Annotated in this window: 8 protein-coding genes; 3 read left to right on the forward strand and 5 right to left on the reverse strand. The window is 50.6% G+C overall.

The features are described 5' to 3' along the window. Window positions 1-48 precede the first annotated feature (48 nt). Window positions 49-1,557 carry a cardiolipin synthase gene (gene cls / locus AC0MA3_RS05955; RefSeq protein ID WP_379157049.1) on the reverse strand — a complete coding sequence of 503 codons (1,509 nt, stop codon included), beginning with the start codon at window positions 1,555-1,557 and terminating at the stop codon, window positions 49-51. A 235-nt stretch (window positions 1,558-1,792) separates the two neighbouring features. On the opposite strand from cls, the gene AC0MA3_RS05960 reads away from it, so the two are divergent. After that, window positions 1,793-2,710 (forward strand): TetR/AcrR family transcriptional regulator, encoded by a 918-nt coding sequence (locus AC0MA3_RS05960; RefSeq protein WP_474655486.1) that lies wholly within the window; start codon window positions 1,793-1,795, stop codon window positions 2,708-2,710. 111 nt (window positions 2,711-2,821) lie between these two features. Beyond that, window positions 2,822-5,983: an efflux RND transporter permease subunit gene (locus tag AC0MA3_RS05965; RefSeq protein ID WP_474655487.1), complete on the forward strand. Its 3,162-nt coding sequence runs from the start codon at window positions 2,822-2,824 to the stop codon at window positions 5,981-5,983. Window positions 5,984-6,136: 153 nt separating this feature from the next. Here AC0MA3_RS05965 and AC0MA3_RS05970 read toward each other — a convergent pair whose 3' ends face one another. After that, entirely contained in the window at window positions 6,137-6,832 is a 696-nt protein-coding gene (locus AC0MA3_RS05970) for a TorD/DmsD family molecular chaperone (RefSeq protein ID WP_379157039.1), read from the reverse strand. A 389-nt stretch (window positions 6,833-7,221) separates the two neighbouring features. On the opposite strand from AC0MA3_RS05970, the gene moaA reads away from it, so the two are divergent. After that, window positions 7,222-8,223 carry a GTP 3',8-cyclase MoaA gene (moaA, locus tag AC0MA3_RS05975; RefSeq protein ID WP_474655488.1) on the forward strand — a complete coding sequence of 334 codons (1,002 nt, stop codon included), beginning with the start codon at window positions 7,222-7,224 and terminating at the stop codon, window positions 8,221-8,223. 85 nt (window positions 8,224-8,308) lie between these two features. Here moaA and AC0MA3_RS05980 read toward each other — a convergent pair whose 3' ends face one another. From AC0MA3_RS05980 to AC0MA3_RS05990, 3 genes are all read right to left on the reverse strand, one after another. Further along, window positions 8,309-9,610, reverse strand: a complete 1,302-nt coding sequence (locus AC0MA3_RS05980) for a transcriptional regulator (protein WP_474655489.1) — start codon at window positions 9,608-9,610, stop codon at window positions 8,309-8,311. Window positions 9,611-9,707: 97 nt separating this feature from the next. Then, on the reverse strand, window positions 9,708-9,887 hold the full coding sequence (locus AC0MA3_RS05985) for an aspartyl-phosphate phosphatase Spo0E family protein (RefSeq protein WP_379157030.1): 180 nt from the start codon (window positions 9,885-9,887) through the stop codon (window positions 9,708-9,710). A gap of 597 nt (window positions 9,888-10,484) precedes the next feature. Then, on the reverse strand, window positions 10,485-14,201 hold the full coding sequence (locus tag AC0MA3_RS05990) for an immunoglobulin-like domain-containing protein (protein WP_474655490.1): 3,717 nt from the start codon (window positions 14,199-14,201) through the stop codon (window positions 10,485-10,487). Window positions 14,202-14,205: the final 4 nt, after the last annotated feature.

Genomic DNA, 14,205 nt, shown 5'->3' on the forward strand with positions numbered 1-14,205 from the left:
GGATAGGCGGATTGCTCTGCCCTATGTGGTAGACTGCTTAAGTCCGGTCTACAGCAGTGGAGACATGAGTCTTGCTGCTGATTCCAGCAGCCGTTCCAAGAGCCGCTTGTTCATGAAAGTCTCATGCACAATCTGACGGGTGGACAGCAGGTCGCGTTCGAAATCCGCCACGATACGGGAGACGCTTTCCGTCTGCAGCAGCAGTGCATTGACCTCGAAGTTGAGATGGAAACTGCGCATGTCCATGTTGGCTGTTCCAATCGTGGCAATTTGACCATCCGTGATCAGCAGCTTGGAATGGATGAAGCCCTTCTCATATTCGTAAATCTTCACACCCGATTCCAGCAGCGCCGGAAAGTAGGAATGGGAGGCCAGGAAGGGAATCCACTTGTCCGGTTTGGCCGGGAACAGCAGCCGCACATCAAGCCCGGACATTGCAGCTACCCGTAGTGCCGTTAAGATATCCTCATCCGGGATAAAGTACGGGCTGGCAATCCATACTGATTTTTCCGCCGAAGTAATCATGGAAAAGAATATATTCTTGAGGGCACGCCGCTCATTGTCCGGACCGCTGGCAATAATCTGCACCGCTCCGTCCCCGGTCGTGAACCGCAACTGCGGAGAGAGGTAGTCCTGCTCCAGGATTTTTTCGCCTGTTGTATGCATCCAGTCCTGCAGAAAAATAATCTGCATCGTCCGCACCGCTTCGCCCCTGATCAGCATATGGGTATCGCGCCAGAAGCCATAGGTCTTACTTCGGCTAAGGTATTCATCCCCCACATTCAACCCGCCCATAAAGCCGACATCTCCGTCAATCACCACGATTTTACGGTGGTTCCGGTAGTTGACCCTGCTGGAAAAAAAGGACGTGGAATTACCGTAAGACGCAACCTGAACTCCGGCATCGCTTAATTCCTTAAGGAAGGCACGGGACAGCTGAATACTCCCCACCGCGTCATACATAAATCTGACGGTTACGCCGGCACGGGCTTTTTCAATCAGAATCTGCTGAATCCGCGTCCCGATATGGTCGGCCCGGAAAATATAATATTCCATATGAATGTGATGCTGTGCCTGACGGAGCTCCAGCAGCAATGTTCCGAAAGTCTCCTCGCCATTGGTCAGAATGCGCGTTTCGGAGTTGAATGAAACCGGTGTCCGCGCGAGCCTCTGTGACAATCCCAGCAGCTTCTGGCGTGACGAATCAAAGATCGACCAATCCTGATGCATACGCAGGGCGTCATTCTCAATCCGTTCGTAGGCCATCAAGTCCCGTTGGGCCTTTTTATCATATTTGCGCCGCTTGAACACATTCTGTCCGAAGAGAAAATACAAGATGAGTCCCACTACCGGAATCAAGGCCAGCAGCAGAATCCATGACATAGTTGTGGAGGGATTACGGTTCTCCATAAAGATACCGAGCGCGATGGAGATGACGGTCAACGTGGAGAATACGCTGACAATTGTACCGGCGGTATTACCCAGTACACCGAAGCCGAAGTAATAAAATGCCAATAAAGCTGCAATAATGACAAAAGCCTGCAATCCTCTTCTCATAGATAACCTACCTTCTCTGTCTGCCTTTCATCACTAAAATGACACATTTATATATTACATGAAGAACTCATTTCTTCCTACAGGTATTGGCTGCAAAATAGGAATTACAACAATAATGTAACCACTTGTGCGGCTCCTGCGTAGCTACATTTGTATTAGCATCACATATATACTATAATCGTTTTGACCTGGTAGTCAATTTCAGAACTCATTGGTCAGAGAGGAGCTAACATCCTTGTCAGCCGATAAAAATGCTATAAAAAAAGAACAAATTATTAAAACAGCCATGCAGCTATTCGCTGTAAAAGGTTCTTCCTCCACCTCGATGCAGGAGATTGCAGAGTTATGCGGGATATCCAAGGGCAGTCTCTACCTGGTGTTCAAATCTAAGGAAGAGCTGGAACGCAGCATTTATATATATTGCTTCCGTATGATCCACGACCCTCTGCAGCAGGAAGAGGACAGCGCAAGTCCCCCTCGCGAGAAGCTGCGCAACCAGATTGAAATTCTGCTTCTTCATGTGTATGAGCTGAGGGAATTTTTTCAGCGGCAATTTCAGGAACTGGCCGGAAAAGGCATACCGGGTGCGCCTGAATGGCTGCGCAAGATTAACGGTCCCCTGCTGAACTGGTCCCGGAGCAAGCTGGAGATTATGTACGGTAAAGAAATCATTCCTTATACAGGGGAGTTATTCTTACTGGGCCATGGGATTCTCCATTCCTATATCTGGGTTCTTTTCAACCATGAGTCCGCCGTTTCCATTCCGAGACTTGCCGATCATCTGGTGGATCTCTTGGATATTGTGGTCGCCGGTCTGCTCGCTGGACATCATGTTCCCTTGATCGCTCCCGTAGTTCTGGACAGCTGGATAGAGTATCAAGACGGCATCAGCCCTCACCGAAATCCGCTGCAGCTGATCAAAGAAATGAAGGAGCTTCTGAATTCGGCCCAAGACATGGATCCGCAGAGCGTAGATGAAGCTATGGAATCGATAGCCATTCTGGAAGGTGAGATTCTCATGCCCCACCCCCGCAAAGCCATTCTCCAGGGAATGATGGGCAACCTGCAGAGCTGTCCCGCTGTTCAACAGCAATTGGAAGATCTGAGAAAGCAGATTTTGCTTCAATCCCAGAACATATGCAATTTTCACTGACCAAATGGGTTATGACAGCAGCAGAGAGAGAGCAACGGATAGGAGTAACTGATACACATTAATACTGAGGTCTTCCCTACGGAAGGTCCGAGAGGAGCAGAAACGTAACTTATGAAAAGCTTAATTAATTTCTCGCTCAGAAACAAATTCGCCATTTGGCTTCTGACGATCATCATTGTATTCGCAGGTCTGTACAGCGGTCTGACCATGAAGCAGGAGACTCTGCCTAATATCAGTATTCCTTATCTCAGTATTACAACGATTTACCCGGGGGCTGCACCGGAAGGTGTGGTGAACGATGTCAGCAAACCGCTGGAGCAGAAGCTCCGCAATGTGGACGGTGTGAAGACACTGACTTCGAACTCGCTCGAGAATGCCTCCAGTATCACCATTGAATTTGATTACGGAACAAATCTGGATAACGCCACAGCGGCTGTGCGGGAGGCGCTGAATGAAGTCACCCTGCCGGAAAATGTGCAAAAACCGCAGATCTCCCGCTTCAGCCTGAGCTCCCTGCCGGTCATTTCACTCAGCTTGTCCGACAACAGCTCTGAGGATCTGGAAGGACTGACCCGTATCGCCGAGAACGACATCCGTCCGGCTCTGGAAGATATCGAAGGCGTAGCCTCCGTGCAGATTGCCGGACAATATGTGAAGGAAGTTACGCTCAAGTTCAACCAGGACAAGCTGAAGCAATACGGACTAACTGAAGATACGATCAAAGGGGTTGTCCAAGGCTCTTCCCTGCGTGTGCCGCTTGGTCTCTTCACCATGGAAGATTCGCAAAAGGCAGTGGTAGTGGACGGGAATGTCACGACCGTTGATGATCTGAAAAATCTGAGTATTCCTGTTGTACCGTCTGGTGCAGCTTCGACTGGTGCAGGCGCAGCTCCAAGTGCTGGTGGAACCGTCCCTTCGGCTGGTGCCGCAGCAGGTACCGGTGCAGCTCCCGGAGCAGTTATGACTGGTCTGCCTACTGTCAAGCTGGGAGAACTGGCTTCTATTGAAGTTGTTGGCAAATCAGAGTCCATCTCCCGCACGAACGGCAAGGAATCCATCGGGATTCAGATTGTCAAAGCCAATGATGCCAATACGGTAGATGTAGTCAACGGCGTCAAGGATAAGACAGAAGAATTGAAGAAGCAGTTCAAGTCGATGAATCTCACCGTGCTGCTGGATCAAGGGAAGCCGATTGAGGATTCCGTAAATACGATGCTGTCCAAGGCAGCCTTTGGCGCCCTGTTCGCCGTGCTGATTATCCTGCTGTTCCTGCGGAATATCCGCTCGACGATTATTTCTATTATCTCTATTCCATTGTCGCTGCTCATTGCGATCCTCTGCCTGCGCCAGATGGACATTACGCTGAATATGATGACGCTTGGAGCGATGACGGTCGCCATAGGACGTGTTGTCGATGACTCGATCGTCGTCATAGAGAATATCTTCCGGCGGCTAACCCTCTCCGGGGAGAAGCTCCGCGGCCGTGAGTTAATAAGCGCGGCGACACGCGAAATGTTCGTGCCGATCATGTCTTCCACCATCGTAACGATCGCTGTATTCCTTCCGCTTGCTTTTGTTAGCGGTATGGTGGGCGAGCTCTTCCTGCCGTTTGCCCTTACGATGGTATTCGCTCTGCTCGCTTCGCTGGTAGTTGCCATTACCCTGGTGCCCGCACTGGCACACACACTGTTCCGCAACGGCCTCAAGAAAGGCAAGAACAATCACGGCGCGAAGCCTGACAGAATGGCCGCCGGCTACACGAAGATTCTGAATTGGTCCCTCTCCCATAAGCTGATTACCTTCGGTGTTGCCGTTGTTCTCCTGGTAGGGAGCTTGTTCTTGATCAAACCTATCGGTGTTAGCTTCCTGCCTTCCCAGGAAGAGAAGAACGTTACCCTCACCTTCTCTCCAAAGGCAGGACAGACGCTGGAAGACGTCAAAGAGCAAGGACTCAAAGCCGAGAAATATATATTGGCTCAAAAACATCTGGATAAAATGCAGTATTCCATCGGCGGCAGCAGCCCGTTTGGAATGGGCTCCGGGAATTCAGGTCTCTTCTATGTAACTTACGACAGTAATACTCCTGATTTCGATACGGTTAAAGAAAACCTGATTGAAGGTTTGACCAAAGAAGTTCCGAATGGTGTCTGGGGTGATTTGTCCGGGATGTCAGGCGGTGGCCTTGGAGGCAGTACGCTGACCGTGAACATTTTTGGCGACAGTCTGGATCAGCTTAAGCCGGTAGCCGACGAGATTGCCGGTATCGTGAAGGCCGACACTAACAACTTTAAAGACGGGGAGACCAGTCTCTCTGAAGCTTATGATCAATACACTATTGTCGCCGATCAGTCAAAACTTAGTTCGCTAGGCCTTACCGCCGGACAAATTGCTATGAAGCTCAGTCCTGCCGGTACCCGCCCTGTGCTGACAGAGGTAGCAATGGACGGCAAAAACTACAATGTCTACATTGAAACCGACAAAGATACGTATACTAGCATTAAGGAAATGGAAGAAGCTACACTGACTTCCCCGCTGGGTATTACAGTGCCGATTGGTGCGGTAGCCAAGATTGAGAACGGCACCTCGCCGGACTCTATTACCCGGGAAGACGGTAAAATGAAGGTGGATGTTACCGCCGAGATTATCGCGAATGATGTAAACAGCGCTTCTAACAGCGTCAAGGAAAAGATCGATGCCCTCGATCTGCCGGATGGCGTGACCGTCACCTTCGGCGGTGTAACCGAGCAGATTAATGATACGTTCGGACAGCTCGGTATTGCCATGGCAGCCGCTGTTGCAATTGTGTACTTCGTGCTGGTAGTTACATTTGGCGGCGGTCTGGCACCGTTCGCGATCCTGTTCTCCCTGCCATTCACGATTATCGGTGCACTGGTTGCCCTGCTGCTGGCGGGAGAAACGCTGAACGTCTCTGCACTTATGGGCGCACTGATGCTCATCGGGATCGTCGTCACCAATGCGATTGTCTTGATCGACCGTGTAATCCACAAGGAAAAAGAAGGATTGTCTACGCGTCAAGCCTTGCTTGAAGCTGGATCTACCCGCCTGCGTCCGATTCTAATGACCGCACTGGCTACGATTGGCGCACTGCTGCCACTCGTATCCGGCCTTGAGAACAGTGCAGGCATCATCTCCAAGGGCCTCGGTGTAACAGTTATCGGCGGTCTTGTCAGCTCCACCCTGCTGACACTGGTCGTTGTGCCGGTCGTGTATGAATTCCTGATGAAATTCCGCAGCAAAAAGGTATATGAATAAGGCTTAACAGATCAGTTACAATGCAAAGAGCACGGCGCCTTCCCTTAAGGAGAGGCGCCGTGCTCTTTATTTGCATGGATATGCTGCATTCCCTCAATAAAAAAAGACCGCCCTGACTCAGGGACGGTCTTATTCCTTGTCCGCAAACACCTTCTAAGCCATCGCCGACGCAGAGCTTTCGAGCGAAGTCTTCCAGGCCCGCAGCATTTGCAGATCCTGCGGCAGAAATTCCTCCAGCATATGGCTAAGGCCAAGATAGAGCGGACTATCTGTGGCTGCATTCAGGCGTTCACAGAACTGCGGTGTCCATCTCAGCAGATGTTCTTCGAGGAACTTCTCCTGGATCTCCAGCAGGTCCAGGGCACTATCAACCGAGAAGCTGTTGTACAGCATACGCTCATGCAGCACGGCCATGAATTCCAGCTCAATAGAGATATGATCATCAGCTTCGCCACCGCATTTCTTGAATACAATACCTGCAGAAGCATACACATCCGACAGCACGTTGCAGAATTCTTCCTCACGACCCAGCCCGGCTGCTTCGCGGGCCACAATTGTGCTGGACTCACGTTCATTCATTAGACGCATGTATTCACGGTTCTCCCGCTCGCAGATTTGCGGGAGCTCTGAAGGCTCCTGACTGCAAAGGTACCGTCTCAGTTCCCGTCCGCCCTCCGTCATCTCTGCTGCAACATTAATCCGGCGGTTGCGGATCCATTGGGCGACCAGAGAAAGACTAGGCTTTCGTCCATAAAAGTCCACTAAAAGTTGATATATTAATCCCCGGCTTTCCAGCCAACGAGTGAATGCCTCCGGTACGACAAGCGATGGAACAGTAGTTATAGTCATTTTGCAAATCCTCCCTATTGGTTTGCCGGGCGCTTATCGCCTATAGCATGCAAGGCGCGCGTTATCCGGTCTCCTGGCTGTGTTCTTCGCAAAAGTGAGTGGAATATGAACTAACAATACTTCCGCATGTAGATTATATCGGAATTGGGAAACGCTTTCCGTGAGCGTTTTATGACCATTACCTTAAATTGTCGCACTTCTGTCATAATTGGGCTTTGCCATTTAGGCTTCCTCACCTATTATTTAGGTTGACTGTTGAGTTCATCAACAATCCATTGTCACCCTCTTCCACTGTCCTATGCAGTATGTGCCACAGCCATGGCGCATTGACGGGGACGCCAACAAACTTTAAAATTTAAACTAAAATACAATGCTGAAGGGAGCACCCCATGGAACCGTTGACGGACCCTTTTGGACGATTGCATGATTATATGCGTATTTCGGTTACAGACCGCTGCAACCTGCGCTGTATTTATTGTATGCCTGCGGAAGGAATGCAATTCCAGCCCCAGGAAGAGATTATGAGTTATGAAGAAATTACCGCTGTGGTGGAGGCTCTTGCCCCGCTGGGGTTACGCAAAATCCGGCTTACCGGAGGCGAACCGCTGGTCCGCAAAGATTTGGAAAAGCTGGTCTCCATGATTGCCGCCATCCCGGGCATTGAAGATATATCTCTTACGACCAACGGCCTGATGCTTCCCGCCAAAGCCGCCCTGCTCAAGCAGGCGGGATTGTCACGAGTGAACATTAGCCTGGATTCACTGCAGCAGGACCGTTTCGCCATGATTACACGCGGCGGAGAGGTCGCCAAGGTTCTGAAAGGAATTGAGGCCGCCGAAGCGGCAGGACTCTCCCCGATTAAGCTCAATGTAGTGTTGATGAAAGGCATCAATGATGATGAGATCAAGGATTTCATCTCCCTGACCCTGAACAGCCCTCTCAATGTGCGGTTTATTGAATATATGCCCATCGGCAGCGCAAGCGATGCCTGGCGTCAGACCTATCTGCCGCTGGAAACAGTAATTGAAGCCTGCAATGAAGCAGGCTGGGCCACAGAAGAAGCGGACATGCCGTCAGGCAATGGCCCTTCTCAGAACCGGCGGGTCGTTGGAGCGCGCGGGACTTTTGGATTGATCCACCCGGTAAGCGAACATTTCTGCGACAATTGCAACCGACTTCGCCTTACAGCTGACGGACACATTAAAGCCTGCCTCTACTGGGCAGACGAGTACAATGTACGCCCTCTGACCGGCGACCCCGCAGCCGTACAGGCCTTATTCCGCAAGGCCCTGGGTAACAAGCCGCATAACCACGAAATGGCGCTCGCCTTGGAACGCAAAACCCAAAGCCACACCCCAACCGCAAGACGCATGTCACAAATCGGCGGGTAGCGGCCAGCAAACATCAAATAACCGGCAGTGTATTCCTTCTCAGGATGACACTGCCGGTTATTCAGTAACGCGATAACTCATCATACTACATATTTATCTCAAACCCCACCGATATGGTGCCTTTAATCACATTGCGTTCATGATCGACTTCTGCAGCAAAATCCACGCTGTGCATGGAAATGTCATGGCCCCCAAAGCGTCTGCGGGATAAATAATAGGTAGCCAGCTCACTGCGGAACCGTTCATGTTGATCATCAGTAACGTGCTTATCACGCTTAGTAAATATACCTGTGTACCTCCGGTAAGGAATATACGCTGAAAACCGCTTCAGGATGTGGTCCACATCCCAATGAAAGCGGTTTGCTGTCTCTACGATTTTATACAAAGCCGTAAAGATCTCATTCTCTCTTGTCGAAACGTAATCAACATACTCCTCTAATACCTCCTGCTGTCCTTCCATCACACGATTTAGATAAGTATTAGCTGTTCCCCACTCCTTGAACTGGGTTACAATCCTATTCACTTCTTCGCCTTCCTCCTGTATCCAGCTCCCATCTGTGTAAAGGGGGACAAGCTCCAGAGCAGCCTTGTAATCTCCCCGCTCCTCGTAGGTACAGGAACGCATAAGTTGAGCGTATAAAATGTAATAAAATAATGGTTTTTCTGATGCTTTTTTATGGCTATGCTTATTGTCCGATCGGCTGCGCAGCTTATATTGAATGGAAGCGAGCCGGTGCAATTCCTGTGATAATTCCTCTGCCTTCTCCCAATTATGCAGCGAATAATGCACATTCACCAATTGTTGAATGGCATCCAGCTGATAGGCCTCATCCAGCCGGGTCACATAGTTCTCAAATAAAGTGGCGACTATCAGGTTACGCTGAGGATCATCACCCAAAGCCATTTGGAAAAGACGATATTGACAAAGTGCCAGCCGCTCCGAGTGCTGGTATTTCTCGCTGACAGCCACATTCTCAAAGAGAATAACAGCCGGCTGATGTAATTCCTGCTGGAATAGTTCTTCCGCAAGATCAAACAGCAGAGGTGCATAGAGGAGATTATCCAGCAGACTGCGCGCCAACCGCTCAATACAATCCAGACGACCAAGCTGAGCGGAACGCAGAATAAAAGGCCGAATCCGACGCCACGTAGGTGCCGAATGGTACAGACATTCTTCCACATATTTAGTGAAAAAGTAATCCTCCGCTAATCCCAGTGACCGGGTAATGCGTTCCAGATGGCTCATGGCCATCGATTGCTGACCTTTCATGATTCGGCTGAGTGTTCCGGAATGGATCCCGCTGAGTAGAGCGAACCTGTTAATCGACAGGCCCTCCCGGGTTAAGTAGGCCCCTATCTCATCGCGGATTGTGACTGTATGCTCCAAGTCTATACCACCTTTATTTAGAACTATTATTCAACATATCTCCAGGACATCGCATCCCCTAATGACAAGGCCGGCAACTACAAGTAAAACAAATCGCTTAAGCGGGTGAACGGCTCTGTTTCATGTGAATAGAGCTATATTTGTTCAGCAGCTTGTCCAGTTCTACCGATTGCCGTAACACTTCAGGATGGCTAAAACCACCATACTGCATTTGCACCTGATGAAGCTTGCATCTTGCCCGCTCAATACGAATTCTAGTGAATACAGCATTATCCATATCAGTCGCGCCTCCATATGTAATATTTTAGGTAATTATGTAAAATTATTTATCTCCATCAATGTTGCATCGCCTTAATAATTTACCGCGGTGAAGAAGAGTGCTTTGACAAAAAAAACGTCCCCTGAACAGGAACGTCGTTGTTGAAGTATTTAGGTTTGTTCCTTATATTTTTTTATGAAAAAATAATCCTATTGCTACATGCATCATCGAATTTAATGGCATATATAATTCCATAAAATAGTATTTTGTTTTTATATATGTAATTCTATGTGTTAATATTCCATCGGTCAATAGGTCAGTTTAGTATAGAAAGTGAACAAAATAAAATATTTTAAAATTAAGGCAACTCAGTTGCCACTTTACAATGAAACAAGGATCCCCGCGTCAAAATGATCTCCACCATTGTACTTCCCCGTACACCGCAATGCCCCAAATCAACAGAGCTGAACCAGTATTCAGCAGCCGGATCCATGGCATGAGTCTGCATTCTGAATATTCATACGAAAAAATCACGAAAACGCCGCCCCCCAAAACAAGGGGGGCGGCGCTATGGTGCTGCATTTTGACTACTTCACTTTGATCAACACTGCCCGATCAGATTGATAATGCTGCAAGCAGCTTAGAGACAGCTGCGGCGGCTTCTGCACGGGTGGCTGTCTTGTCCGGGCGGAAGGTGTTATCTTCGAAGCCCCTCAGAAGGCCGGCATCCATTCCGGCCTTCACCGATGCCTGCGCCCATGCCGGGATTGCTGATTGATCGGCAGGAATCCGATTGTCTCCAGCAATCGGTACTTCTATGGGGCTGGTCTTCAAGGCATTAGAGAGCATCACGGCCATTTCGGCACGCGTGATCTTCTCCGAACCTCTGAATACGGATTCCCCTCCAGCTGCATAGCCTTTGAGGATCCCGGATTCTACTGCTGCCGCTACATCACCTGCAGCCCAGGCAGGAATATTGCTCTGGTCAGCGAATTCTGCCGCGCTGCCGGAAGGCTTCAGTCCCAGCGCTCTGGCGATAATCGAAGCGAATTGTGCTCTGGTGACCGGTTCATCCGGTCGGAAGCTCTGATCCCCGAAACCTTTCATAACGCCCATCCCGATCAGGCGGTCCGTGTATTCTGTTGCCCAGTGGCTGCTCAAATCTGCGAGTACCGGAGGCTGATAATTCATTACAGCATAGGTCGCGAAGCGTCTGGTATTTGCGGTGATCGTCCCATCCGGGCTTTGGGTACCCCCAACATAAATCCAGTTGCCGCTCTGCTCATTGTAGTAATATACAGCCGGTTTATGGCCGGATGTGATCTGCCCCTGATCATAAGCAAGAGACAATGCCACCGGCTTGCTGAGCTTGCCTTCACCGCTTGCAGCGAAAGCCACCGCTGGGCTCAAGGACTGGAGCTGCCCGCTAGCCGGCGCTTCCTTAGCTGCCAAAGCTTTTAGTGTAAGCGTGGCATTTGCAGATAATGCCCCTGCCGGAACAGAGAAGCTCGCCACACCTTGAAGTAAGCCTGTACCGCCCAGCTGTGCCGGCACCTCAACCTTTACTTCTACAATAGGAGGCTTCTCCACAGTTGTTGCAGGCGGAGTTGCAACCGGACGGATCGGCGTGCTTCCACTGCTTCCAATACCGTCGCCATTGCCATTACCGGTGCTGGAAGATGCTGTGACTACTACCGTCCGAACCACTTCAAGGGCCGCATTACCCGCCAGATCACTGGCATTATAACGAAGCGTATAGATGCCCGGAGTCTGAGTATCTACAGTTCCGGTTACTTTTACCAGCCCCGCAATGCCCAGCTTGTCAGTAATCTCCGTACCCGGATCAACGAAGCCGGCCCCTTGGGTAAGGGTCAGCCTGCTGCTGCCTTTCAGGGAAATCACGGGCGCAGTCCGGTCAATATTTACAGCAAGCGGCAGTGAAGCTGTATTCCCCAATGTATCCACCGCTTGCAGCTCCAGCTGGTGCTTGCCTTCTGCTGTAAGCTTGATCGGCTGGCTTTGCTCATACGGCTGGCCTTCTCCACCATCCAGATGAACCTTAAAGGATACCCTACTGCCTGGCACATACACATTGGCATATACACTTACGGTAACATTTTGATTCGTCCAGGCACCGCTAAGATAGGCATGTCCATCCCCCGTTTGCAGAGTACCGCTGAGCGCGAGCGGAGTCACACTGGCATCACCGCTAAGATGAACTTCGAAGGTCTTTACTTCTGCTGCACTCCCGCGACGGATCGTTGCGGTCAGGGTAAGCTTCGTGTCCTGCTGTGGCCGAAAAACAAGCTTCCCGTCATGGGTCATCAGCAGCGGACTAGAGCTCTCCCATGTGATACTTGTTCCCTGCTCCCCTGCCGTCGGCAGGTACAGATCGCTTGTCACAGCGCTTGTGTCTCCGAGCGTCAGCTTATCTTTTGCCAGCAGAACCGCTTCGGCATCCGTGTAATCTTGTGCCCGAATGACAAGATCGAACGTCTTGACTGTGCTCTCAGCACCACGGGTAACCGTCGCCGTCAGCAATACAGAAGCATCGGGCTGACCTGCCGCCGGACGGTTAATAAGGCCCTCTCCCTTTTCAACGCGCAGTACATTGAGATTGCGGCTCTCCCACTTCACCAGCGCGCCATGCTCTCCCTCAGCAGGAAGCTTCAAATCAGCAGTCACAGCCGATATATTTCCCAGATCCAGTGCCGCTGCGGTATCCTCCACTGCCTGCTTGTCACTATACGGCGCTACATTCACGAAGATCGGATTGGAATAGAACCACAGATCCTGATAATTGCGCTTGTTGATCTCGGCGAACCGGACTGCGTTGTCCACGGTAAGATTTTTCGCATCCAGCAGAGGTTCCCCGTTACTTGTCTCACCGGGAACATTGACGCCAAGGTTCGTGCCTCTCAAGCGGTAATACCGGTTCTTGTCCGCCGCGCCAAGCTTGTATGTAATGACGTTATAGCCCTCCGCATCCGTCGTCCAGTCCTTGCTTGTAAAGCGGGCCACAACCTTAGTACTGTCATTCGTCGCTTTGTTATACTCCGGTGTGCCAGGTACAGCCTTGCCGCTTACTTCACCAGAGATCAGATCCACATGATCCACCTGAACGGGATCGCCGTTGTTGTTTTTGCCGGGGCTTTTAAATCGGATCGTCAGCTCCAGGTTATCTCCCTCGGTTATTTCCAGTTCACCGCCGGTTTCTTCCTTCTTCCCGTCTGCAGCCAGTTCGAAATCCAGAGCGTTGATCAGATCTCCGAACACGGAGAAGGATTTGCCTGAACGCATGCCGTCAACCACGGCCTGGATATCAGTGCCGTCCACCCACGTATAGTTCCTGGAGTATTCTCCCGGCCAGTAGCCGCTGGAATATTTATTGTCACGGCTTGTTTTGAAATGGAAATCGGAGTTGGCAAAATTCCAGAATCTGCGTCCCTCGCCGAGAAGTGCATCCCAGAAGCCTCCAACCTTGGCAACCTTCACATCCGTACCCCCGTAGACGTCAACGGTCTCACCACGGTCCGGTGCCATCTGATTACCGAGCATTCCTTCCAGTCCGAAAACAACATGCGGGTCAATATTGTTGAAGTCACGCACATCGGCAATTTTGATCTCTGCGCTGCTGCCATTTTTCCGTGAAGGGTGGTTAATCAGGAGGTAGCTCTCGGGGTAGTGGTCACTCAGCCACTGAATCCCGGTCCGGGTATCCGCTTTGGTGGAATAAGCCCGGCTGTCTGCTGCACTCCACGCTGCCACATCCGCCGCGCTGAACAGCTTCGCATCACGGTTCGTAAATAAATATTCAAATTGGTTAATGGCCTTCAATGCCGCCTCTGAGCCGGGATTGTCCGTAACAAGGCCGACAGCCGCATGGTCGTACTGTGGCATATCCCATTCAAATCCGGAGAAAATGATCTTACCCGCGTATTTGCCCCCCGCCTGCAGCTGCTTAATAATCGGCGTCTGATAGGCTGCTATGCCTTGGGACATTGGAATCGAACCGCCAGGCAGGGCAATGCCCTCATCATCCCGGTCGGATACACGCAGGTGATCTGCCAGAAACATCCAGTCCAGTCCATTCTTATCAAAAGCATTGTCCAGCACATCCTTAAGAGATTCCTGGGCATCATTGGATTCATAGGTATGGGCATGGTATTCGCCTGACATCCATTTCCCTGTACTTGCGGTAACCGCAGATCCCTGCGGGGTTAAGGCTGCTGCAGACGAACCGTAGGCCGTTGGTATGGCCAAGCTTTGCCATAAAAGTGCCGCAGCTATGGATGTGGACAGACAAAAGCGGATATTCCTCTTCTTCAACATGTGT

Source organism: Paenibacillus sp. LS-5 (assembly GCF_056121505.1).